This is a genomic window from Rhodococcus sp. 1168, from assembly GCF_002091955.1.
Classification (GTDB): Bacteria; Actinomycetota; Actinomycetes; order Mycobacteriales; family Mycobacteriaceae; genus Rhodococcoides.
Genome location: NZ_MKKY01000038.1, coordinates 23,780 through 47,281 on the forward strand (window position 1 = coordinate 23,780; position 23,502 = coordinate 47,281).

Here is a 23,502-nt window from a genome sequence, read left to right on the forward strand (position 1 = left end):
ATTAACTGTTGTCGGGCTCACACTATGCGGCGTGTGCGGTGCCGACAACCAACCGAGTCGCCAGTGATTCGAAGCCCGCGCGAGACGCCATGCGTCGCCGGCTTCGTGGACGCCGAACGGGTGACAGCGCCTCTCGATGGCGGGGCCTAACTCAGATGATGCGGCTGCGGATGCGACTTGTGGGCCTCGTCGGACCCCATGTCGTCCTGGCGACCGTGGCCTTCGGTGCCGGCAGTCCCGGCAGGAACTAGCTTGATGACGACCGATTTCGATGTCGGACAGTTGCTTCCCACCGCCGTCGAGTCCAGCGGAACCAACGGATTGGTCTCCGGGTAGTACGCCGCGGCGCACCCTCTAGGGGTGTCGTATTCGACGATGCGGAAATCCGTGGCACACCGCTCGATATCGTCGTCATCCCATTTGGTGACGAGGTCGACGTACTCGCCGTCCCGATAGCCGAGTGCGGCAATGTCCTCGCGGTGGACGAACACGACGCGTCGGCCGCCTTCGATTCCTCGGTAGCGATCGCTCAGGCCGTAGATCGTCGTGTTGAACTGATCGTGACTCCGGAGCGTCTGGAGTAGTAGGTGGCCGTCCGGGACCTGTAGAACGTCGATCGGCAGGGCAGTGAATTCGCCGCGCCCGGAGTCGGTTTCGAAGGTCCGCGAGTCCCGCGGTGGATGTGGGAGAACGAACCCGCCTGGCCTGCGTACGTTGACCTCGTAGCCTTCGCAGCCCGGTACGACGCGAGAGATGTGCGTGCGGATGTTTCGATAGTCCTCGCGCATGACCTTCCAGCCGATGCCATGGCGGTCACCCAAGGTGGCCTCGGCGATGCCGGTGAGGATGGCCACCTCGGACCGGAGGTGCACACTGGCAGGCTTCAACGGGCCGCGCGAAGAATGCACCGAGCAGGTGGAGTCCTCGACGGAAACCCACTGTGGGCCCGAGGCTTGCACGTCCTGCTCGGTGCGGCCGAGTGTCGGGAGGATGAGGGCAGTCTCGCCACAGACGAGGTGTGAGCGGTTGATCTTCGTCGAAATGTGCACGGTCATGCGCATGCCGCGCATAGCCTCGAAGGTGACGTCGCTGTCCGGCGTCGCCTGAACGAAGTTGCCGCCGAGTCCGAGGAAGAAATGGGCTCTACCGTCACGCATCGCGCGGATCGAGTCGACTGTGTCGAGACCGTTCTCGCGCGGTGGATCGAAACCGAACTCGGCCTCGATGGAGTCGAGGAAGTGCTGCGGGACTCGCTCCCAGATCCCCATGGTGCGATCGCCCTGCACGTTGGAATGTCCGCGGACGGGCAGCAGGCCGGCGCCGGCCTTGCCGATATTGCCCTGTGCCAGAGCCAGATTGGTGAGTTCTTTGATGGTGGCGACGGCGTTGCGGTGTTGGGTCAAACCCATGGCCCAGCAGAAGACGGTGGCCTTCGAATCGCGAAGCAGACACGCCGCTTCGGTGATGACTTCCTTTGTCAATCCGGTGGATTCGGTGACAACATCCCAGTCGAGGGCGCGCACGTTCTCGCGCCACGCGTCGAACCCTGCGGTGTGGGCCTCGACGAACTCGTGGTCGAGTGCATCCCATTCGACGAGCAACGACCCGAACGCCTGGAACAGCGCCAGATCTCCGTTGACTCTGATCGGCAAGTGCATGTCGGAGAGGTCTGTACCGGGACCTACCATTCCGCGGACGGTCTGGGGGTTCTTGAAGTTCACCAGACCGGCCTCACGCAGTGGGTTGATCGAGAGGATCTTCGCGCCGTTCTGCTTCGCCTTCTCGAGCGCCGACAACATGCGGGGATGGTTGGTGCCTGGATTCTGGCCGGCGAGGATGATCAGTTCGGCGTCGTATACGTCGTCGAGCGTCACGCTGGCCTTACCGATGCCGATGGTCTCCTGCAATGCGATCGAGGTGGACTCGTGGCACATGTTGGAACAGTCGGGCAGATTGTTGGTACCGAATGCCCGAGCGAAGAGTTGGTAGGTGAAAGCCGACTCGTTCGATGCTCGACCCGAGGTGTAGAAAATTGCCTCATTGGGATCGGGGAGCGATCGAAGTTCCTCGCCGATGAGCGCGAACGCATCGTCCCACTCGATCGATTCGTAATGCCGGCTACCCGGCCGCTTCACCATCGGATGGGTAATTCGCCCCTGCTGCCCGAGCCAGTGCTCGGAGTGACCGTCCAGGTCGGCGATGGTGTGAGAGGCGAAGAACTCGGGGGTCGCACGCGTCGTCGTCGCTTCCTCGGCCACCGCCTTGGCACCGTTTTCGCAGAACTCGGCGACGTGACGATGGCCGGGGTCGGGATCCGGCCAGGCGCAACTCATGCAGTCGAAGCCCTCGGCCTGGTTGAGATCGAGAAGAGTCTTCGCGGTCCGAACCGGACCCATGTGGCCGAGCGCGCGTTTCATCGACACCGCTACGGCGGTCAGACCGGCAGCATGAGTCTTCGGTGTGCCGATGTCGAGGTCGGTTTCGTGACGCTCCATGCTGGGTCCTTTCGGGTCGGGCGAAGCTGCTACTTGCCGAGCATCCTGGCAACCAAGTCAACGTAGGACTGTTTCGCCGAATCCTGGCTCGTTCCTTCGAGCTTCGCCCAGGCGTCGAACTTGGCGCGATTGACCATGTCCAGTCTTCCGGGGCGCTTACCCTCGGCATCGCCTTTCGAACCTTGCTTGAACAACGAATACAAGGCGAGAAGATCGTCGTTGCTGGGCTTGGAGGTCAGCGTCTTCACCTCGATCTGGGCCTGCTGAAACGACTGCTCGAGATCGGACACTTTTCGGCTCCCTTGTTTTGCGACGCAGTTTTGCGACACATGCTTCTGTAGAACGATCATGGCACGCGGGCGGAGTGCTGGCGGGCCGTTCGTCCGGCATCGGTGACGAGGTGGACGCAATGAGCGGGAAACCCCTCGTGTGTTGCGGTGTCAGTCCCGTCGAGGTACCCGACGAACAACGAGGTGAGCGCTCCGACGACACCGATGGCGACCAAGTGGTGGTCTACGGCGTCGAGGCCGGCCGAGTCGGCGGGGGATATCGCGGCCCCGACGAAGTATCGCCTCAGCGAGGGTGGGTCGAAGCGAGGCGGTGGTTTTCTGCAGTGCGTGCAACTCTGGCCCGGTTTCCGCAGACATTGCTGCACCAGTGCTGCCGCGAGTCGAACTGGGTGAAGTACAGGACACAACGGGGAGCGTGACATTTTCGAAGCAGCCGCGACCGTGGCCCGGTCACGGTATCGATCGCTGCCATCGATATGGAGGCAACTACATTCGACTCGTCGGTGCCATCGCCGTTGCGTAACGCAAGGATGGCAGCGTCGCCGATCCTCCTGACTTGGAGTTGGGGGACAAGCGGCAGCATGTTCAGTGTCTCGTTCAGTGCGGTGACGTCGGATTCGGTCAGCGTGCCTGTCACCAGCGTCTTGTACAGGGCATCGATCTGCGCTCGATTGGTCCGCAACTCGGTCAGCTGCGTCACGGTCGGTGTGAAAGGTGCAGGCCCGTTGAGATCTGTGTGAACTGCATCCATCCATCGGTGTGCGGACCCCTGGTCCTCCAGTAAGTCGACAACGTGTCGGCCGTTGTAGTACCTGCTGCTGAGGAAGTTGGTTGCCAGGGACTCGAACGGCCGCAGAAGCACCCCGTCTTTGATCTCTCGAATCCGGGTCATCGCTTGACATTCTTTCCCACAGTGGAAGGTTCCAATTGGATTGCCATTAGTCTACTCTCACTATCAACTAATGGATATACCGTTAGTTTACTGAGGGGGATCGATGAGTACTGACATTGCCGGCAAAAATTCGGCATTCGCTGCGCGAGTACAAGCTCGAGCGAGGAGTGCGGCTCCACCCCGGCCTGATGCACGATCGATTGCGGTCGCCACCGCAACGAGTGCGCTGGCGCTGCTGGCGCTGGCCGGCCTCACTGAGCTGACTGCGGAGCCATTCCTGATCCCGCCACTCGCGGCGAGTGTGGCGCTTGTGGCGGGTGCACCGAAACTTCCGCTGGCGCAGCCGAGAAACGTGATCGGCGGCCAGGGCCTCTCCGCTCTCGTAGGCGTCCTTGTCGGCTATGTCTTCGGGAACGCACTGTGGGCTGCTGCTCTGGCCGGGGCGTTGGCGCTTTGCGCGATGCTTGTAGCGCGGATGGCGCACTCGCCGGCTGCGGCGACCGCAGCCATCGGGACGACAGGAACGGCAGTGGCGGGGTGGCAGTTCGTTGTCCTCGCAGCTGTGTCGGCGGTAGTTTTGGTCATCGTGGGTGTGGTCGGTCACCGCCTGAACCGAACTGCCTACCCTGCCTACCTTTGGTGATGTTGGGGCTGCAATGACGCCCAATTGTGCCGCTGCCACAACCGATCGTTATCTTTTTTCGGTCAGTTCAAATTTGCCCTAGCTGTGGGTTTGCCCCTTGGACAATGGTTTCGATGCCAGGTCGACGCCGCATATCGTCGCTGGTTTCTTCGTCGCAATGAACCAGTCTTCGGGGGTCTGCCGATTGTCTGGTCGACCCTGAAGCCCAACGATTCAGGAGGCTTGCCGCGGTTGTCGACGAGCCACCCTGCTCAGGTGGGCGCGCAGGGCGCTGGCAACGATCCCGGGATCTCGAGCATCGGAATGTGGCCGACGCCTTGCAGGGCGACCTCCTCGACATGATCGGGCAGTTCGTCGATCAGTCGCTGCACGCACTTTTCCCTGGTGAGGAAGGTGTCGAACTCGGACTGGATCAGCGAGAGCACTACAGTCCTCGGGTCCAGAGGTTCCACTCACCTGTCTACGGAAGCCGCCTAGGCATCCCACCAGGGTCGCAGTGGGAGACCGGCTTCACCCTTGGGTCCGAGCTTGACGCCCAGAACCTGGTGCAGCTGAACGACATTGCGTTCGAATCCCAGACGTGAACCGGCCATGTAGAGGCCCCAGATGCGGGCGGTTCCTTCGCCGGCTTCGGCGACGCACGCGTCCCAGTTGTCGACGAGATTGCGGCACCACGCGGCCAGCGTGAGGGCATAGTGCTCGCGGAGGTTCTCCTCGTGCCGCACCTCGAGGCCGACATCCTGCATCTCGCTGATGATGCGCCCCGAGCCGGTCAGCTCACCGTCCGGGAAGACGTACCTGTCGATGAAGGATCCAGCTTTGGCGTGGCTTCGATTGTCGGGGCGGGTGATGCTGTGGTTGAGCACCAGGCCACCGTCGCGCAACTTCGACTGGATGAAGCCGAAATACGCTGGATAGTTGCTCACCCCGATGTGCTCGGTGAGGCCGATCGACGACACCGCATCGAAACCGGTTTCGGCGATGTCACGGTAGTCGGAGAAGCGAACCTCGGCGAGTTCGGAGAGCCCTTCGTCGGCAATGGCCTTCTGCGCCCATTCTGCCTGTTCGCGTGAAAGAGTCGCGCCGATGACCTTGACACCACGTCGTGCGGCATAGCGGACCATCGATCCCCAACCGCAACCGATATCGAGCAGTCGGTCGCCTTCTTTCAATCCGAGTTTTTCGAACACCAGGCGGTACTTGTTCTCCTGTGCCTCCTCGAGGGACTGCTCCGGTGAGGTGTATGCGGCACAGGTGTAAGTCATCGATTCCCCGAGTACGTACTCGTAGAACGTATTCGACACGTCGTAGTGGTGCGAGATCGACTCGGCGTCACGAGTCTTGGAGTGGCGCAAGCCCTCCGCGATTCGACGCCACCGCGGAATCGCCTCCTGTGGCGGCGGAGCAATGGGACGCAACAGGTCCCAGCCGAGAGAGCGGGTGATCGTGGCGAGAGTGAGGGCGGACGGCCTGCGGAAGTGCAGCTCGTCTCCCATCACGCGCAACAAATCGTAGGGGTCGCCCGGATGGACACCCTCCGGCTCGAGGTCGCCGGATACGTAGGCGCGTGCCATGCCGAGGTCGCCCGGGGCGGTCGCCAAGTAGGTGGTGCCACGCGGACTCTTGAGCTTGAGTCCGAGCTTGGCATCTTCCGGGCCGGCGGCGCTGCCGTCGTAAGCGCTGAAACGGAGGGGGATGTTTCCGTCGGAAAGCAGCTCGAGAATCTCCGAGATGGTGAGCTTGTGGGTGCGGCTCGTGGCACTACTGGTGGATTCTTTCAACGTTGTCATTTTCCTTGCACCGCTTTCGAGTACATGTCCAACAGACGTGACTTCGGATCGTACTTTTTCTTCAGTTCTTCGAATTTTTCGCCGCCGTACAACGCGGCAAACTCTTCCTCGGTGTAGTAAGCATCCGAGTAGAGCGATTTATGCCCATCGAAGTCGGTGACCTTGTGTTCGATGGCACGATTGGTGGCACCTTCCGGTTGGCCGGGAACGATGGGGACCGACGACCAGAAGCCGATGTTGACGTAGGTCTTGTCGGGCTCGAGGGGATACAACGGCCATGGTCGGACAGGGTCGGCGCCGTCAGGTGACGGATCGCGAAGGCGCAATGGGCACAACCACAATGGCTCGATGGGGATTTCGTCGAGGAACCAGCGCAGAAATGGGGCCGTGTTCTCGATGGGAACCTCGATGTCCTGAACAACGCGCTCTCGCAGTGGATTTCCTTTGCGGGCCTCGAGACGATCGGCGATGTCGTATTTGCGGTCGAGGCCGATGAGCTTCCAGTAGAAGCTGGAGCGTCGATACTTCTTCGGCCATAGGCGTCGAATTTTCGGGTTCTGGGTGCCGAAAGCGCGTGAGCACCAGAACCAGTCGGTATCCCACCGCCACAGGTAATCGTGAATCGTCAGTCGATCGGTCTTCGGCTTGCGGCCGTCGTGCTGGATCGAGCGGTAGAAGATGTCGGGTCCGGCGTGGTACTCGCTGACCGGGCCGGGCTCGGCTGTTTGGACACCTAGTGTCAGGTAGCTTTCGTCGGCGGAGAACACGACGCCGTCGAGGTAGTGGACTTCGATCCCGTCGTACGTACGCTCGGAAACGATGGTGTCCATCGTCGACTGCATCGTGTCGAGGTCGTGAAAGCGCACGTGGCGGAGAGCGACGAACGGCTTTACCGGTTCGAGTTGAATTTTCAGCCGGGTCGAGTATCCGAGTGTGCCGTACGAGTTGGGAAAGCCGCGGAACAGTTCGGCGTTCTCGCCGTCCGGCGTCGCGGTGACGATCTCGCCGTTGCCGGTGAGGACGTCGATCTCGAGTACGGATTCGTGTGGAAGTCCGTTGCGGAACGAGGTGCTCTCGATTCCGAGGCCCGTGACGGCACCGCCGAGCGTGATGGTTTTCAGCTGGGGGACGACGAGCGGGGCCAAGCCGTACGGCAGCGTCGCGTCGACCAGATCTTCGTAGGTGCACATTCCGGCCACATCGGCTGTCCGATCGGCGGAGTTCACCGTGATGACACTGGTAAGCCCCGATACATCGAGTCCGGGGGCGGTCGAGCCCGCTCGTGCTCGAAAGAGATTCGAGGTTTTCTTCGCCAGACGCACCGTCGCGCCGCCGGGGATTGCTCGGTAGCTTGCAAGTAGTGCGTCGACGCCGGTGCGATACGCGGCGAATCCGATCTCTCGAGGTTCGGGTCGTCGTCTCGTCAGCACGTTCACGGAAGCCACAGTGTGACGCTATCTCGACTGCACGTCGAGGGCCACCGAGAATTCGCCTTCATGCGCAGAACTTCACGTAAATGTTGCTCGAAAGCGCCGTCCGAACCGGACGAATCGGTCAAATGATCGCGTCTTGCATGTCTTTTGCACGGCTAAATAAAAGTTGGTGAACCCTGTCACATCGCTGCACACCGCTGGGTCGGCCCTGCGCCGAGGGTGGGGAGGATGGTGCTTTGTCGAGCGGGGCGCGGCTAGGCTGAGATGTGTAACCGAACCGAGAGGACTCCACAGTGCAACCCGGTGAGCAGCCCGACATCGCGTCGATCATGCAGCAGGCGCAGCAAATGCAGCAGCAACTGATGGCCGCACAAGCCCAGATCGCGGAGATCGAGGTGAACGGGCAGGCGGGCGGAGGATTGGTCACGGCAACGGTGAAGGGCACAGGCGAACTCGTCGGCCTGACGATCGACCCGAAGGTCGTGGACCCGGACGACGTCGAAACACTGCAGGATCTGATCATCGGTGCGATCGCCGACGCTTCGAAATCCGCCCAGACCGTAGCGGCGGACAAGCTCGGTCCGCTCACCGGTGGCCTCGGCGGCGGTTCGCTCGGCCTGCCCGGCTTCTGAGGACCGACACGTGTACGAAGGTCCTGTTCAGGATCTGATCGACGAACTCGGAAAACTTCCAGGTGTCGGACCCAAGAGCGCTCAGCGCATCGCGTTTCATCTGCTGGGCGTGGAACCGCCCGACATCGACCGGCTCTTGAAGGCACTCCAACGGGTCCGTGACGGCGTCCAGTTCTGCACGGTGTGTGGCACTGTCTCCGACAAAGAACTATGTCGAATCTGTGCCGATCCACGACGTGATCGCAGCATCATCTGCGTCGTCGAAGAGCCCAAAGATGTTCAGGCGGTGGAAAGAACGCGGGAGTTCAAAGGCCGTTACCACGTCCTGGGGGGCGCCCTCGATCCTTTGAACGGCATCGGACCTGACCAACTGCGCATTCGAGAGTTGTTGGTGCGCATAGGAAATCAGGACGACGGCGTGGATGTGTCCGAGGTGATCATCGCCACGGATCCGAATACCGAGGGTGAGGCAACCTCGACGTATCTGGCCAGGACGATGCGCGACTTCCCAGGGCTGTCGATCACCCGATTGGCCTCGGGGCTGCCGATGGGTGGGGATCTCGAGTTTGCGGACGAACTCACCCTGGGTCGGGCACTGACGGGGCGTCGGGTGCTCTGACCTGATCAGCGCGTTCGCTTCCATCGGCCTCGGCAAGTTGCGTGCGAGACCCTAGCGGCTGAGCCGCTCCTTCCTCAGTTGGGTGACCTCGTGGAGGTCGAGCGGCGCCAGCGGCGATCCGAGCGCACGTTCGAGGAGGTAGTCCGCCAACTCGGGATTGCGCGCGAGTACCGGTCCGTGCATGTACGTCCCGATCACCGAACCCTGTACGACGCCTTCTCGTCCGTCACCGACACCGTTGCCGACGCCGTGCGTGACCTTCCCCAGTGGGGAGGCGTCGGCGCCGAGTGCCGTTCCACCACGGTGGTTTTCGAAACCGGTCAAATGCGCGCTGAGTCCGGAGAGCAAAGGCTCGGTGACAACCTCTCCGATCGACCGCGTCGCCTGTGGCTTGGTGGTGACGTCGAACAGTGACACGCCGTCGACGCGCTCGCCGGAGGAAGTTTCGTACCAGTGTCCGAGGACCTGAATGGCCGCGCAGATCGCGAGGACGGGAACGCCGCGTGCGGCCGCGTTCTGTAGTCCGGGGTATCGCCCGAGGTGACGCGTCGCCAATCGTTGCGCCGAGTCCTCGGCCCCGCCCAAGGTGTAGACGTCGAGCGAGGAGGGGACAGGGTCCTGCAGGGTGATGTGGACGACTTCGGCATCGATACCGCGCATGCGAAGACGCTGCCGGAGAATCAGCGCATTGCCGTTGTCTCCGTAGGTTCCCATGACGTCGGGCAGGACGAGCCCGATCCGAACGGTGGACTCAGACATCATGCACCTCGCGTGCGAGCGCGCGGCCGAGGTCGCGGAACGCGGTGTAATTGGCCAGCACTTCCACGCGTCCGGGCGGACAGGATGCGATGGCTTTCAGTGGATCGGTCACGGTCGTATGTGGGGAACCGGCGTAGAGCAGGCGCACACCGAGATCGGTGGCGCGTTCTCCGGAAGCGACGACGGTGACGTTCTCGAAGTGCTCGAAGCGTACGTCCCACAGCCAGGAGAGGTCTTCACCGTCGGGAACCTGACCGTTGACGGCGATGACCAGCCCCTCCACGGTGGGGTCGATCATCGACATGGCTTCCTGCCATCCCGCAGGGTTCTTGGCGAGAAGCAGACGCACGGAATGAGATCCGTACTGGACTGTCGAATAACGGCCGGCTACCTCGTCCACTCCCGATGCTGCGGCAACGGCGTCGACCGCGTTCGCCCCGAGAGTCACGGCAGCGGCGACGGCTTGAGCTGCGTTACCGCGGTTGGCTCTACCGGGCAGTGCCAGGGTCATCGGAATCTTCAGACTGTTGGGCCCGTACAGATTTTCGTCGTCGAGCCACCAGTCGGGTGTCGGGCGCTCGAAGGCCGCGCCGTTTCCGACGTCGCCGCCGGTGCTGTACCAGTGGTCGCCGTCCCAGACGATCGGTTCGCCGGTCCGCGGGCAGCTGACGGAGTCTCCCGCCCAGCCGCCTCCAGCGGCCACCCATACGACGTTGGGGGCATCGAACGCGGCGGACGTGACGAGGACGTCATCACAGTTGGCAATGACGACGGTCTCGGGGTGCCGTGCAAGGCCGGCGCGCAGCTTGCGCTCGATCATGTTGATCTCGCCGACGCGATCGAGCTGATCGCGGCTGAGGTTCAGCAGTACGACAGCTTCGGGGGACACTGCGTCGCACACGTGGGGGACGTGGAGTTCGTCTACTTCCAGCGCGGCGATCGGTGCATCGAGATGCGCGAACAGGGCCGCCACGATTCCGGCATCCATGTTGGCGCCGTCGGCCTGGGTGGCTACTTCTCCGAGGGGAGCTAGTGCCGCCGCGGTCATCCGCGTCGTCGTCGACTTTCCATTGGTACCCGTCACCACGACCGTGCGACGGCCGGAGCCGAGACCGGTCAGGATGTCGGGATCGATCTTGAGGGCGACGAGGCCGCCGATCATCGATCCCTTGCCCCGGCCCGCCTTGCGTGACGCCCATGTCGCAGCCTCGGCTGCTCGTAGTGCCAGCCTTCCGCGTGCACCTATCGCCGCTCTGCGCTCACCCGCTCGAACCATGCGCCGAGTCTGGCACAGACTGTCCGATGAACTCTCCTCGGAAGTTGCCTCGGACCGTTATCTTGATTTTGGAACATGTTCTAAAAACGACGAAGGGACTACTTTTCATGGCTCCAACTGCCGAGGTCATCCGTAAGACGGTCGACGCATACGTCCAGGCCGTCGCGCACGGCACTGTCGACGACGTCTTGGCCTTGTACGCCGAGGGCGCCACGGTGGAAGATCCGGTCGGCACCGAGGTCAAGACCACCGAGGCCTCGATCAGGGAGTTCTATGCCGTGGTCGAACCGATGGAGCAGACCGGAGAGGTGCTGACGGTGCGGATCGCGGCGAGCACCGCTGCGTTCCACTTCAAGCTGACAACCAAGTTCGGGGACAAGCTGCTCGAGATCTCGCCGATCGACGTGATGGAGTTCGACGACGAGGGCAAGATCACTTCGATGCGTGCAATCTGGGGTCAGGAAGACATGGTTCAGCTTCCCTGAACCGAGGTCGATCACGCCCCGGGCTCATAGCTTCAGTCGTTCCCCGAGTTCCGGTCATTCCGCCGAGACAGCCACAGATGACGACAGCTGCTCCGATCAGAGACAAGGCACTCGGGGACTCGCCGAGGAAGATCCACGCTCCGGCGATGCCGACGACGGGGACGAGCAGGGAGAACGGTGCGATGACACCCGCGGGGTGGCGACTGATCAGTACCGTCCAAAGACCCGATCCGGCGATCGTGCCCAGCAGCACGATGTAGGTGAGACCGGCGAGCGCCGGCCAACCCGACGAGCTGAACGACTCGCCGAGGGCATGCCACCCCGTGTATGGCCCTTCTATGGCAGCCGAGAGTGCAAGCATCGGAAGCGGCGGGACAACGCACATCCACAGCATCAGCCTCATCGGTTCGGTCGACCTGGCAAGCCTGTTGCCGAGGTTGCCGAATGCCCATCCGAGCCCGGCGAGCAACGTCAGTACGACGGGCAGCAACGACGCGGCCTGTGCTCGGTCCCAACCGATGAGGACCATACCCGCGACGGCGACGGTGATGCCCACTGTTCGGCGGCGACCGACGTGCTCATGAAGTAGCAGCGCGCCGAGGACGATGGTGAACGGTGCCGAGGATTGCAGCACGAGGGAGGCGAGCCCCGTGGGCATCCCGGCGTTCATCGCTGCGAAAAGAAACGCGAACTGAAGAAATCCGAAGCCGAAACCGTAGAGCAGAAGCCAGGCGATCGGCACCTTCGGCGGACGAACGAACAGCAGGACCGGGATCGCGATGACAAAAAACCGAAGACCGGCGAAGAAGAACGGTGGGAAGTGATCGAGCCCGACCCGAATGGCAAGAAAGTTGAGCCCCCACAGCACCGCGACGGTGAGCCCGAGGAGCCGATCGCGGTTGTTCACGGTCACTATCCTGATCGGTAGAAAACATCAGCACAATCTAATATTTCCGCATAGATGATTAAGCTTTGCTTCATGAATGTCGAGCGTTTGCGGATTCTTCGGGAGCTCGCCGACCGCGGGACGGTCGTGGCAGCGGCCTCAGCGCTGTCCTTGACGCCGTCCGCGGTGTCACAGCAGCTCAAACTGCTGGGCAAAGAAGCCGGCGTGACGCTTTTGGAACCCGACGGTCGCAGGTTGCGACTGACCGATGCCGGGCATGCGCTCGTGCTGCGCGCCGACGAGGTCGTATCAGCGCTGGATAGGGCCGCAGCGGAGATGGCTTCGTACAGCAACTCCCCACGCGGGCGCGTGCGCGTCGCACTGTTTCCGTCGGGCGCAGCGCTACTGCTTCCCGGTGTGCTGGGGAGATTGAGCGAGAGCGGAACTCGCCTCGACGCGAGCGACGAGGACCTCCCCGCATCTTCCGCATCGGCGCTTCTTGCGGACTATGACGTCGTCTTGACTGATCGTGATGACGTTGCCCCGGCGACCGCGGCCATGCGCATCGAAGTCGTGCCGCTGATGCGCGAACCGATCGATCTGGTGTTGCCACCCGAACATATACTGGCAGAGCACGATTCGGTAGATGTGCGCCAGCTGGCGGATGAGCGCTGGATCAGCGTGCGTGGCGGCTTCCCGGTTGACGACGTACTGCTCTCGGTCGCTGCAGCTACCGGAGTGCAACCTCGAGTTGTGCAGCGAATCAATGATTTTCGAGTGACCGAGGAACTCGTGGCCCGCGGCCACGGCGTCGCGCTGATGCCGCGTTTTGCGGTGGTGCATCCGCGGCTGGTTCGACTGCCGTTGAAGGGAGTGAAAGCCGGACGGATCTACGAACTCGCGACGCGGCCGGGAGCACACAGGCTCCCGGCCGTGGCCGCGGTCATCGAGGCTTTTCGTGCGGAGGCTTCGCAGGTGAGCGGAAACACATGACGTGCCATAGGTTTCCGCTCAGATGCGGAGAAGTCTTTCTACTGTAGTGCCTTCGCCTTCAGCTGCGAGAATTCGTCATCGGTGATGGTTCCGCTGTCGAGAAGTGCCTTGGCGTGTGTAATCTCCTCGGCGGAGGTGCGTCCTGCGACCTGCTTGATGTACTGCTCTTGTTCGTCCCTTGCGTGCTGCATGGCCGAAACCTGACGCTTGGTCATATCGCCACCCTTGGCGATCAGGTAGATCAGCGCAGTGATGAACGGTGCCACGATGAGGAAGAAGACCCAGACGGCCTTTACCCATCCAGAGCTTTTGTGGTCCCTGAACAAGTCCCCGATGATCGAGAACAGCACCATGAGATAGGCGATGAATGCGAAACTGACGATGATCAGCCAGAGGAAATCCCAGAACGAATCCACGATTCGATGCTCCATTTCGAGTGAGACCAATTTCCGGTGACAGAAATTGGTGAAAGGCCTTGCACTTCAGTGTCACACTCGGCCTGAGCAAGATCATCATCCGAAAAAGGTGAATTCACCCACGCCGGATGATGCCGCCGGTGGTGAACAACGGGAAGTATCACTGCGATGAGTGAGTCTGCGTTCGACGTAGGGCCTGTTGGCCTGTTGGTCATGACATTTCCCGGCGATCGGGCAAACCCCAAGGTGGTCGAGGCGCTGCAAAGCGTGATCGCACAGGGCTCGGTATCGCTTCTCGATCTGGTGTTCATCGGGCGAAGACCGGACGGAACGTATCGTCAGGTCGACGTCGACGAGAAACTCGAAGACGTGGGGCTCGAGATCCTCTCGCTCGAAGCCAAGGCACTGATCAGTGACGAGGACCTCGACGTCGTGCGTGAGTCCCTCGAACCGGGGACCTCTGCCGCAGTTCTCGTATACGAGCAGACCTGGGCCCGAACCTTCGCGAACGCAGCACGAACGGCAGGTGGCGAAGTTGCGCTGCACGTTCAAATTCCACGCGAAACAGTCGAAATCGCGCTCGCCGCAGCGCTGGTATAGGAGAAACACATGGTATTCGGACGAGGACGCGTCGGTAGGCCGGGACTACTCGGAACTGTAGCCCGCACCGCTGTCGTCGCAGGGACGGCAAACGCAACGTCCAACGCGATGAACCGCCGCAGACAATCGCGCGAGCAACAAGACCAGGACGCACAGTCCTATCGGTACGAACAACAGGCACCACCACCACCAGTAGCCGCGCCTCCAGCCGAGGACGACCTCGTCGGCAAGATCCAGAAACTGGCTGCGTTGCGTGATGCGGGGGTGCTCGACGCGAACGAGTTCGCGGCAGCGAAAGCAAAGCTCCTCGCCTGATCCCCGGGGGCGGTGGAATCACTCGGGCCCTTCTCCGCCGGCGGAGAAGGGCCCGAGTGATCTTCCAGCGAGTTACTTCAGAGCGCGGTTGACCGCGGAAACGAGCGCTCGCAACGAGGCGGTGGTAATCGACGTCGCGATACCAGCACCCCACACCGTTACGGCAGTACCGGAGGGGCCGGTGACCGAAGCCTCGACGTAGGCAGCCGCCTGGGCGTCATCGCCCGCAGACATCGCGTGCTCGGAGTAGTCCAGGACGCTGATGTCGTAACCGATCGTCGACAGCGCGTCGACGAAGGCGGCAAGGGGGCCGTTGCCGGATCCGGTGATGTCCTGCTCGACGCCGTCGAGCAGAACCGTCGCGACGATGCTGTCGGTTCCGCCGTCCGTTTCGGCTGCGATGACGCGCTGCTTGATGCGCTCGAGCGGACGCACCGGACTCAGGTACTCCTCGGCGAAGACATCCCACATTTCCTTCGGGGACACCTCGCCGCCCTCACCGTCGGTGATGCGCTGAACAGCCTGCGAGAACTCGATCTGCAGCCGTCTCGGCAATGCGAGGCCGTGATCGGACTTCATGATGTAGGCGACGCCGCCCTTGCCGGACTGCGAGTTGACGCGAATGACGGCTTCGTAGGTGCGGCCCACGTCTTTGGGATCGATCGGCAGGTACGGGACCTGCCAGGTGATCTCGCCGATATCCGAGTTCTGTTCGTCGGCGGACACTTTCATCGCGTCCAAGCCCTTGTTGATGGCGTCCTGGTGGCTTCCTGAAAATGCCGTGTACACCAGGTCTCCGCCGTAGGGGTGACGCTCGTGGACGGGGAGTTGGTTGCAGTACTCCACTGTCCGACGCACCTCGTCGATGTTCGAGAAGTCGATCTGCGGATCGACACCGCGGGTGAACAGGTTCAGACCCAAGGTGACCAGGCATACGTTGCCGGTGCGCTCGCCGTTGCCGAAGAGACATCCCTCGATACGGTCCGCGCCCGCCTGGTAGCCGAGCTCGGCAGCGGCGACACCGGTTCCGCGATCGTTGTGCGGGTGCAGTGACAGAATCACGCTGTCGCGACGATCGAGATTTCGGCTCATCCACTCGATCGAGTCCGCATACACGTTCGGTGTGGCCATCTCGACCGTTGCAGGCAGATTCAGAATGATGGGCTTGGCTGGTGAAGGATCGATGACGTCGACCACGGCGTCGCACACCTCTTTGGCGTAGGCGAGCTCGGTGCCGGTGTAGGACTCCGGGGAGTACTCGAATCGCCAGTCGGTGTCCGGGTACTTCTTGGACTCCTCGAGGCATTTACGTGCGCCGTCGGTAGCGATCTTCTTGATCGTGTCGCGCTCGGCACGAAACACCACACGACGTTGCAGAATCGACGTCGAGTTGTAGAAATGCACGATGACGTTCTGTGCACCCTCGCACGCGAGAAATGTGCGCTCGATGAGCTCGGGTCGGCACTGCGTCAGAACTTGAATCGTCACGTCGTCGGGAATGGCGCCGTCTTCGATTATCTCGCGGACGAAGTCGAAATCGGTTTGGCTCGCCGAGGGGAATCCGACCTCGATCTGCTTGTAGCCCATACGGACCAGCAGGTCGAACATACGTCGCTTACGTGCCGGACTCATCGGGTCGATGAGCGCTTGGTTACCGTCCCGCAGGTCGACCGCGCACCACTGCGGAGTCCGGTCCGTCACCTTGTCCGGCCAGGTGCGGTCGGGGAGGGTGATCGGCTCGACCTCCTCGGCGAACGGCAGATACCGGTACGTCGGCATCGAGGAGTTCTTCTGGGTGTTCCACGCCGGCTGGTCGCTGGGAGCGGGCCGCGAAGGAGGAGTAATCGTTTTCGAGGTGAATGCGTCGGCTGGTGACATTGGCTCAATCTCCGAAGTTACTGGCTGAAATGGTTATCGACCGGCGCGAAAAACCCCGCGACGGGAAGCCAGTCTGGTTCAGACCCCGTCGCGGCGATCGAGGAGGAGCGCACGCTGCATGAATAGAAGTGTACTACCGCGAGCGCTAACCTCGTGCCGGGGTCGGTGAGGAAAGTTCAATCGGGAAGTCTTCGCAACTCCACGACGGTCAATCCCAACGCGTCGAAACGCGCCAGCATCCCGCGCAGGGCGGACTCGTCGTCCACCGGGCCGAACAGCCGGGTGAACGGCACCGGGACTTCGGTGGTGGCGAGATCGGGGAAGGCAGCCTGCGCACGTTCGGACAGCTCACCCTCGACGAGAAATTCATATCGAACTCTGCGGGTGTTGGTATCGGCGGGCTGAGCCATGGCGCTGCTCCTTCGCGGTCCGCTGCTGGCGTTACTGCCAGGTTGCGCGCCCCCGGCCGTCGCGGCATCACCCGCAGATGGTGAACCCGCGTGCAGTCTCGAGCCGGCGCATCACAACAGGCCGAGCTCGTGCGCGGCGGCAATCGCGTCGCGACGCGATCTGACCTCGAGCTTGCGGTAGATGCCACGTAGATGCGTCTTGACGGTGTTGACCGACACGAAATGGTCGGACGCGATTTGCTCGGCAGTACGCCAGGACGGCAGCTCTCGGAGTAATTCCAATTCGCGGCGGGTCAGTGCGTCCGACATCCTCGAATCGGCCGTAGCAGGATGCCTCGGTACTGCTTCGCGGGCCCGATCTGCGAATGGCTCGAGCAGACCGAAGCGTCCACGATTGTGCGTGAGAATGTCCCGCAAAGCGGTGCCGCCCTCGGCGAACGGAAGTAGTACCGCCTCGGGTTCGGCCTCGGCAAGAGCGCGGCATACGAGCTCGAACGCGCGTGCTGGATTCCGTCGGGCCAGTGCGACATTGACGGCCGTGATCGTAGCGCGAATGGTGGTCGTGAAGCTGGCGCATCGAAGCTGACCGTCGAGAATCGGCGCAAGCTCGGTGTCTGCGGCGTCGAAGCGTCCGTGCACGCGGTGGATCTCGGCGGCCAGCAGGGCAACCTCGCCGACCATGCCGAGCCGCCGCCTCGTGACTGCTACCAGTTCGCTGGCCCAGAGCGTCTCGCCTGCCGTCAGGTATCGACGCTGGACCATCGGTGCCAGCAATGCCTCGTATGCGGGAATCACCGGATGAACCGACTCTAGCCACTCACGGCCTGCGGCGCTCACTTCCTCGATCGAGCCGTTCAACACGAGAGCCGCGCGTTTGCCGTACTGCGCTACGGCGGAATCCGCGGATCGTCCGATGCTCGACCACAGATTCTCCGGTGCCACCGACGTCGGGGTCATCCGAATGTGGGCAACGAGAGGTTCGAGCGATTCGGCGACCGCGAAAAGCGGAGTCTCGGTCAGTGAGTGCATACGTGCATAAGTGACGGCGCGCTGGCCACGAGCGGCGGCCTCGGTCAATCGGCCGGTGAGAAAGCAGATCCCGGCCGAGGCCACCAGACAGGTCGTGACAACCGATGGAAGATTCCCGGCCCGACCGTTCGCTACTGCGTCCTCGAGGTAGCGCTGCGCCTCGAGGGTTCGACCGAGATGCAGCTCGGCGAGTCCGGCGATCAGCAGCGCGTAGGAATCGAGTTCGGGCGAGCCGGATTTGCCGAACTCCACCTCGCGCAAGCGCCCCAAGGCGCCCTCGATGTCGTTGCCGACGTGCAGTGTCGTGTGAATCTCGAGGGTTCGACGCATAATCTCGAGATGGAAGCCCGCTAGCTCGTCGACTGGCCTGCGCCGTAGCGCCATCAGCGTCGAGACTGCCGGCGCGACACTTCCGCTGGCCAATAGTGCTGCCGCGCTGATCAACTGAACGATCTCGCTTCGACGTACCGAAGCCGGACTGTTGTCGATAGCGGTCAGAACCTCCGAGGCGTTGCCGCGCAGTACGAGTCCGAGACCGAACTCGCCGATGATGTCGAGAATCGATCTCGAATCACCAGCCTGCACGCTGTGCTGCAGAGCCTGCAGTGGCTGCCGGTAGTCGCTGAACCAGGTCGACGCGACGCGCTCGAGGCTTCTGATCTGCTCGGCCCCGAGGCGGCAGATCTCGGCTCGAAGATAACCGCGCATCAGCGGGTGATATCGATAGGTGGGTTCCGATCCGGGGATCTGATCGATGAGGAAGTTCTGCGCGAGCAGGTGATCGATGGTGGCCTGCGCACCCCCGACGCCGGTCAACTTCTCGGCGAGATCGGTTGTGAACCAGTCGGGCACGGAGGTCTCGATGAGGAACGTACGAGCAGCGTCGGGGAGTCCGGCCAGGATCTCGTTCACGAGGTAGTCGGCGACCGTGTGATGGGTTCCGGTGAAACCTTCGATGAGTTCGGGAGAACTCGCGCCACCGCTCAGCGTCATCGCAGCCAGCCTCAGGCCCGCTGCCCAGCCCTCGGTTCGGTTCATGACCTTCGCCAGATCGCCTCGGGCAAGGGCGATTCCGGATCGCTGGAACATCTCCTGCGCCTCTTCGGTGGTGAATGCCAGGTCGGCTGCGGAGATGTCGAGGACGAGTCCGTCGAGCCGCGGTTTCTGCAGCGCGAGTGGAGGTTCGAATCGTCCAGCGACGATGATCCGGAGATTACAAGGGGGCCAACGCAGAAACGTACCCAGAAGGGCCAGTACTTCACGGTTGTGCAAGAGATGCGCGTCGTCGAATATCAGGCAGATCAGTGCGTCGACGCTCTCGATGGCCTCGACCAACAGTGCGCTGAACTCCGAGTAGAACGGATCACCTACGGATGGAAGGGACCCGACAGCAGAAGCGAGGTGGGGCGATCCACATTGGGCGAGCGCTGAGACGATGCAGGCTCTGAGCACGGCCACGTCGTTGTCGGATTCATCGATGGTGATCCATGCGAGAAGGGTGTCGTCTTCGGCGTCGATCGTATGGACCCAATCGACGAGCAGGGTCGTTTTGCCTGAACCGGCGGGCGCCGTGATGACGGCGATGGGGCTGCGGTCACCTGTGGGTTCGAGCAGAGTCAGGAGGCGCCGTCTCCGAATCGTGGCACCGGATCTCCGTGGTTTGCGGCTTCGCACTCTCGGTGCGGCACAGTACAGCGTATTCATATACGACCGTCTCCCGACAAAATGCCACACGGAGGTTGCTGGACGCGTCGATAATAATTCACTCGAGGTGATCTTGGGCGATTAAAGTCCATTCAAAACTCATCGGTATGTTTAGCAACAATATGCATACCTAGTGACTTTTTATAGGGCATTTGCCGGATGCATCGAATGCTCGAGGTGAAACATCCTGCTGCGTGGTCTCCTAGGCCGAGCTGTGTGGCGTCCGATTTGTCGCGAATGTCAAGACCGATTCGGTTGCCAGCCCACCACCGTGTCGCTGCAGGTCAAGGGCTCCAAGGGGGCCTCCCCGGAACACCCAAGGCTGCTGGCGACGGCATACCTCGGTAAGGTAGCAGGGCCAGATGCACCACAAACACACACGAAATTGCACCGGAGGTACACACGCGTGGCTCTCATCGTCCAGAAGTACGGCGGATCGTCGGTGGGATCCGCCGAACGTATCCGACGCGTCGCTGAACGAATCGTCGAGACCAAGAAGGCCGGCAACGACGTCGTCGTCGTGGTCTCCGCCATGGGCGACACCACCGACGAACTGCTCGACCTCGCCAAGCAGGTGTGCCCGGCCCCACCCGCCCGTGAAATGGACATGCTGCTCACCTCGGGTGAGCGGATTTCCAACGCACTGGTCGCGATGGCTATCCACTCCCTCGGCGCCGAGGCTCGTTCCTTCACCGGATCGCAGGCGGGCGTCGTGACTACCAGCGTGCACGGCAACGCCAAGATCATCGACGTGACGCCAGGTCGTGTCCGCGACGCACTCGACGAAGGTGCGATCGTGCTCGTCGCCGGATTCCAAGGCGTAAGCCAGGACAGTAAGGACGTCACGACACTCGGCCGCGGTGGTTCCGACACCACGGCCGTCGCACTCGCCGCTGCGCTGAACGCCGACGTCTGCGAGATCTACACCGACGTCGACGGCATCTTCACCGCCGATCCGCGCATCGTTCCCAACGCCCGCCACCTGAGCGCAGTCTCGTTCGAAGAGATGCTCGAAATGGCGGCATGCGGCGCCAAGGTGCTCATGCTGCGATGCGTCGAATATGCCCGTCGATACAACGTTCCCGTACATGTTCGGTCGTCGTACACCACGAAACCCGGAACAATCGTCTCCGGATCTATGGAGGACATCCCAGTGGAAGAAGCCATTCTCACCGGCGTCGCACACGATCGCAGTGAAGCGAAGGTCACCGTCGTCGGCCTGTCCGATGCACCTGGCTACGCAGCCAAGGTCTTTCGCGCCGTCGCCGATGCCGAGATCAATATCGACATGGTATTGCAGAACGTATCCAAGATCGACACCGGCAAGACCGACATCACCTTCACCTGCCCGAAGTCCGACGGCCCACGGGCGGTGGAGATGCTGACCAAGCTGCAAGGTGAGATCGGCTTCGCTCAGGTGCTCTACGACGATCTCATCGGCAAGGTCTCGCTCGTCGGCGCTGGAATGAAGACCCACCCCGGTGTCACTGCAACGTTCTGTGAAGCACTCGCCGACGCCGGCATCAACATCGACTTGATCAGCACCTCGGAGATCCGCATCTCGGTACTGGTCAGTGACACCCAACTCGACGAGGCAGTACGCGTACTGCACGCGGCGTTCGAGCTCGGCGGCGACGAAGAAGCTGTCGTGCACGGCGGAACAGGACGGTAAGGAAGATGACAACAGTCGCAGTAGTAGGCGCGACCGGTCAGGTCGGTGCTGTCATTCGAACCTTGTTGGAGGAACGCAACTTTCCCGCCGACACGGTGCGGTTCTTTGCCTCGGCGCGGTCAGCGGGTAAGAAGCTGCCGTTCCGCGGGGAGGAGATCGTCGTAGAGGACGCGTCGACCGCCGATCTCGCAGGCATCGACATCGCACTGTTCTCCGCGGGCGCAACGCTCTCACGTGCGCAGGCACCACGGTTCGCCGCAGCAGGCGCAGTCGTCATCGACAACTCTTCGGCATTCCGTAAAGACCCCGAGGTGCCGCTCGTCGTCAGCGAAGTCAATCCAGAAGAAGCGAAGAAGCCTCCGAAGGGCATCATCGCCAACCCGAACTGCACCACCATGGCAGCGATGCCGGTCCTGAAGGTGCTGCACGACGAAGCAGGGCTGCGGCGCCTCATCGTCAGCAGTTACCAGGCAGTGTCGGGCAGTGGGCTTGCGGGCGTCGAAGAACTCGCGACGCAGGCACGCGCCGTCATCGGTGACGTCGAGAAGTTGGTGCACGACGGATCTTCGGTGGACTTTCCGGCTCCGAACAACTACGTCGCACCGATCGCGTTCAACGTTCTTCCGCTGGCAGGAGCGCTGGTGGACGACGGATCAGGCGAGACCGACGAGGACCAGAAGCTGCGCAACGAATCGCGGAAGATCCTGGGACTCCCGGACCTCCTGGTCAGTGGTACCTGCGTGCGCGTCCCGGTGTTCACCGGGCACTCGCTGTCGATCAACGCAGAGTTCGCGAACCCGCTCTCGGTGGAACGTGCTCGTGAGCTTCTCGCCGCGGCACCGGGTGTGACGTTGGTGGATGTGCCGACACCGCTGCAGGCTGCAGGCAAGGACGATTCTCTCGTCGGGCGCATCCGGCAGGACCCGGGCGCTCCCGAAGGCCGCGGCCTCGCACTGTTCGTGTCGAGCGACAACCTTCGTAAGGGTGCTGCGCTCAACACCATTCAGATTGCCGAACTGCTGGTCTAGATCTACCCGATCTGCTCCCCGGTTGCGCGCTCAGCACAACCGGGGAGTGAATTGCAGTGAGCGTCAGCCCAACCGGTGTCCGTCGCCCGATCCGTCGAACAGATGCGCATGGGCCTCGTCGAACCGGACGTGCACGACCTGGCCCTTCTGCGGTGGATCACGCCAGTCGGCGCGCGCGACGATCGTCTGCGTCCGGCCGTTGATATCAGCGCGACCGAACACGAAAGCTTCCGAGCCGAGTTCCTCGACGATGTCGATCTCGAGCTTCAGTCCCGAGTCTGCGATCTGCACGTGTTCGGGCCGGATCCCGAACACGACCTCCGCCCCGGATGACGCCGCAAGGGCCTCGCGCTGAACCGGAATGACCTGATCTCCGATCTGCACCCCGCCGTAGGTAATCGGCAGCGTGAACAAATTCATCGACGGTGAACCCATGAATCCCGCGACGAACACGTTGACCGGGGTTCGGTACAGCTCGCGCGGTGAAGCGCACTGCTGCAGCACTCCACCCTTCAAAACTGCGACGCGGTCTCCCATGGTCATCGCTTCGACCTGATCGTGCGTCACGTAGACGGTGGTGGTGGCCAATCTCCGTTGCAGTTGGGCGATCTGGGTACGCGTCTGCACCCGCAACTTCGCGTCGAGGTTGGACAGTGGTTCGTCCATGAGAAACACTTGCGGCTGACGCACGATGGCGCGCCCCATGGCAACTCGCTGCCGTTGGCCACCGGAGAGTGCCTTCGGCTTCCGGTCGAGGTAGTCCTCCAGGTCCAGAAGCTTTGCGGCCTCGAGGACTCGCGTCTTGATCTCTTCCTTGCTCGCCTTCGCAAGCTTGAGCGCGAAGCCCATGTTCTCGGCGACGCTCATGTGCGGATAGAGCGCGTAGTTCTGGAACACCATCGCGATGTCGCGATCCTTCGGCTCGGCGTCGGTGACGTCCTTGCCTCCGATGAGGATCCGTCCGCTGTTCACTTCTTCGAGACCGGCAAGCATGCGGAGCGAGGTGGACTTGCCGCAACCGGATGGGCCGACGAGAACGAGAAACTCGCCGTCCTCTATCTCGAGGTCCAGTGCGTCCACCGCAGGCGCATCCGAGCCGGGAAAAAGTCTGCTCGCGCGGTCGAATGTAATCGATGCCATGTTCTGTGAAATCCCTCCACCGGCAGGAACGTGCCGGACGATCCGAGTGTGGGGTATCGACGGGTGCCGACAAAGATACATAGTATGGGCGTCGTCACACTGGTGGGCGGGAGGGTA

At 62.2% G+C, this 23,502-nt stretch carries 23 protein-coding genes; 9 read left to right on the plus strand and 14 right to left on the minus strand.

Annotated features, from left to right (window positions below):
- Window positions 1-146: 146 nt before the first annotated feature.
- From BJI47_RS06435 to BJI47_RS06450, 3 genes are all read right to left on the minus strand, one after another.
- Window positions 147-2,495, minus strand: coding sequence for an FdhF/YdeP family oxidoreductase (locus tag BJI47_RS06435; protein ID WP_088942960.1), 2,349 nt, complete (start codon window positions 2,493-2,495; stop codon window positions 147-149).
- A gap of 29 nt (window positions 2,496-2,524) precedes the next feature.
- Entirely contained in the window at window positions 2,525-2,785 is a 261-nt protein-coding gene (locus BJI47_RS06440; protein WP_303393525.1) for an acyl-CoA-binding protein, read from the minus strand.
- Between the two features lie 283 nt (window positions 2,786-3,068).
- Window positions 3,069-3,677, minus strand: coding sequence for an ABATE domain-containing protein (locus tag BJI47_RS06450; RefSeq protein ID WP_088942963.1), 609 nt, complete (start codon window positions 3,675-3,677; stop codon window positions 3,069-3,071).
- A gap of 103 nt (window positions 3,678-3,780) precedes the next feature.
- Here BJI47_RS06450 and BJI47_RS06455 point away from each other — a divergent pair, with 103 nt between their 5' ends.
- Window positions 3,781-4,320: an HPP family protein gene (locus tag BJI47_RS06455; protein WP_088942964.1), complete on the plus strand. Its 540-nt coding sequence runs from the start codon at window positions 3,781-3,783 to the stop codon at window positions 4,318-4,320.
- Between the two features lie 251 nt (window positions 4,321-4,571).
- Here BJI47_RS06455 and BJI47_RS24030 read toward each other — a convergent pair whose 3' ends face one another.
- Genes BJI47_RS24030 through BJI47_RS06465 form a run of 3 tightly spaced genes read right to left on the minus strand, consistent with a single transcriptional unit; the run spans window position 4,572 to window position 7,507 of the window.
- The gene (locus tag BJI47_RS24030) at window positions 4,572-4,745 is read right to left on the minus strand and encodes a hypothetical protein (RefSeq protein ID WP_176224704.1); all 174 of its coding nucleotides are present in this window, start codon (window positions 4,743-4,745) and stop codon (window positions 4,572-4,574) included.
- A gap of 48 nt (window positions 4,746-4,793) precedes the next feature.
- On the minus strand, window positions 4,794-6,110 hold the full coding sequence (locus BJI47_RS06460) for a class I SAM-dependent methyltransferase (protein ID WP_088942965.1): 1,317 nt from the start codon (window positions 6,108-6,110) through the stop codon (window positions 4,794-4,796).
- Window positions 6,107-7,507: an FAD-binding oxidoreductase gene (locus tag BJI47_RS06465; RefSeq protein ID WP_088942987.1), complete on the minus strand. Its 1,401-nt coding sequence runs from the start codon at window positions 7,505-7,507 to the stop codon at window positions 6,107-6,109. The genes BJI47_RS06460 and BJI47_RS06465 overlap by 4 nt, the downstream gene beginning before the upstream one ends.
- Window positions 7,508-7,836: 329 nt before the next feature.
- On the opposite strand from BJI47_RS06465, the gene BJI47_RS06470 reads away from it, so the two are divergent.
- On the plus strand, window positions 7,837-8,175 hold the full coding sequence (locus BJI47_RS06470) for a YbaB/EbfC family nucleoid-associated protein (protein WP_088942966.1): 339 nt from the start codon (window positions 7,837-7,839) through the stop codon (window positions 8,173-8,175).
- Window positions 8,176-8,185: 10 nt separating this feature from the next.
- On the plus strand, window positions 8,186-8,794 hold the full coding sequence (gene recR, locus BJI47_RS06475; RefSeq protein WP_088942967.1) for a recombination mediator RecR: 609 nt from the start codon (window positions 8,186-8,188) through the stop codon (window positions 8,792-8,794).
- Window positions 8,795-8,845: 51 nt separating this feature from the next.
- Here recR and BJI47_RS06480 read toward each other — a convergent pair whose 3' ends face one another.
- Complete coding sequence (locus BJI47_RS06480) at window positions 8,846-9,553, minus strand: type 1 glutamine amidotransferase (protein ID WP_088942988.1); 708 nt, start codon at window positions 9,551-9,553, stop codon at window positions 8,846-8,848.
- Window positions 9,546-10,829: a MurT ligase domain-containing protein gene (locus BJI47_RS06485; protein WP_088942968.1), complete on the minus strand. Its 1,284-nt coding sequence runs from the start codon at window positions 10,827-10,829 to the stop codon at window positions 9,546-9,548. Before BJI47_RS06485 ends, BJI47_RS06480 begins: the two co-directional genes overlap by 8 nt.
- Window positions 10,830-10,936: 107 nt before the next feature.
- Here BJI47_RS06485 and BJI47_RS06490 point away from each other — a divergent pair, with 107 nt between their 5' ends.
- Window positions 10,937-11,314: a nuclear transport factor 2 family protein gene (locus BJI47_RS06490; RefSeq protein ID WP_088942969.1), complete on the plus strand. Its 378-nt coding sequence runs from the start codon at window positions 10,937-10,939 to the stop codon at window positions 11,312-11,314.
- Here BJI47_RS06490 and BJI47_RS06495 read toward each other — a convergent pair.
- Window positions 11,262-12,221 (minus strand): EamA family transporter, encoded by a 960-nt coding sequence (locus tag BJI47_RS06495; protein ID WP_088942989.1) that lies wholly within the window; start codon window positions 12,219-12,221, stop codon window positions 11,262-11,264. The genes BJI47_RS06490 and BJI47_RS06495 overlap by 53 nt on opposite strands.
- A 72-nt stretch (window positions 12,222-12,293) precedes the next feature.
- Here BJI47_RS06495 and BJI47_RS06500 point away from each other — a divergent pair, with 72 nt between their 5' ends.
- Window positions 12,294-13,193 (plus strand): LysR family transcriptional regulator, encoded by a 900-nt coding sequence (locus BJI47_RS06500; RefSeq protein ID WP_088942970.1) that lies wholly within the window; start codon window positions 12,294-12,296, stop codon window positions 13,191-13,193.
- Between the two features lie 38 nt (window positions 13,194-13,231).
- On the opposite strand, the gene BJI47_RS06505 is transcribed toward BJI47_RS06500, so the two are convergent.
- A complete protein-coding gene (locus BJI47_RS06505) occupies window positions 13,232-13,624 on the minus strand; it encodes an SHOCT domain-containing protein (RefSeq protein WP_088942971.1) in 393 nt (130 codons plus the stop codon).
- A gap of 153 nt (window positions 13,625-13,777) precedes the next feature.
- On the opposite strand from BJI47_RS06505, the gene BJI47_RS06510 reads away from it, so the two are divergent.
- Together BJI47_RS06510 and BJI47_RS06515 are read left to right on the plus strand one after the other, a co-directional pair.
- Window positions 13,778-14,209, plus strand: coding sequence for a DUF6325 family protein (locus BJI47_RS06510; RefSeq protein ID WP_088942972.1), 432 nt, complete (start codon window positions 13,778-13,780; stop codon window positions 14,207-14,209).
- Window positions 14,210-14,218: 9 nt separating this feature from the next.
- Window positions 14,219-14,524 (plus strand): SHOCT domain-containing protein, encoded by a 306-nt coding sequence (locus tag BJI47_RS06515; RefSeq protein WP_088942973.1) that lies wholly within the window; start codon window positions 14,219-14,221, stop codon window positions 14,522-14,524.
- A gap of 72 nt (window positions 14,525-14,596) precedes the next feature.
- Here BJI47_RS06515 and leuA read toward each other — a convergent pair whose 3' ends face one another.
- From leuA to BJI47_RS06530, 3 genes are all read right to left on the minus strand, one after another.
- A complete protein-coding gene (leuA, locus tag BJI47_RS06520; protein WP_088942974.1) occupies window positions 14,597-16,402 on the minus strand; it encodes a 2-isopropylmalate synthase in 1,806 nt (601 codons plus the stop codon).
- 176 nt (window positions 16,403-16,578) lie between these two features.
- Window positions 16,579-16,812 (minus strand): hypothetical protein, encoded by a 234-nt coding sequence (locus tag BJI47_RS06525; protein WP_088942975.1) that lies wholly within the window; start codon window positions 16,810-16,812, stop codon window positions 16,579-16,581.
- A gap of 111 nt (window positions 16,813-16,923) precedes the next feature.
- Entirely contained in the window at window positions 16,924-19,545 is a 2,622-nt protein-coding gene (locus BJI47_RS06530) for a LuxR C-terminal-related transcriptional regulator (RefSeq protein ID WP_088942976.1), read from the minus strand.
- 406 nt (window positions 19,546-19,951) lie between these two features.
- On the opposite strand from BJI47_RS06530, the gene BJI47_RS06535 reads away from it, so the two are divergent.
- Together BJI47_RS06535 and BJI47_RS06540 are read left to right on the plus strand one after the other, a co-directional pair.
- Window positions 19,952-21,217 carry an aspartate kinase gene (locus tag BJI47_RS06535; RefSeq protein ID WP_088942977.1) on the plus strand — a complete coding sequence of 422 codons (1,266 nt, stop codon included), beginning with the start codon at window positions 19,952-19,954 and terminating at the stop codon, window positions 21,215-21,217.
- Between the two features lie 5 nt (window positions 21,218-21,222).
- On the plus strand, window positions 21,223-22,245 hold the full coding sequence (locus BJI47_RS06540) for an aspartate-semialdehyde dehydrogenase (protein WP_088942978.1): 1,023 nt from the start codon (window positions 21,223-21,225) through the stop codon (window positions 22,243-22,245).
- A 63-nt stretch (window positions 22,246-22,308) separates the two neighbouring features.
- Here the strand turns inward: BJI47_RS06540 and BJI47_RS06545 are convergent, their stop codons facing one another.
- Window positions 22,309-23,385, minus strand: coding sequence for an ABC transporter ATP-binding protein (locus BJI47_RS06545; RefSeq protein ID WP_088942979.1), 1,077 nt, complete (start codon window positions 23,383-23,385; stop codon window positions 22,309-22,311).
- Window positions 23,386-23,502 lie beyond the last annotated feature (117 nt).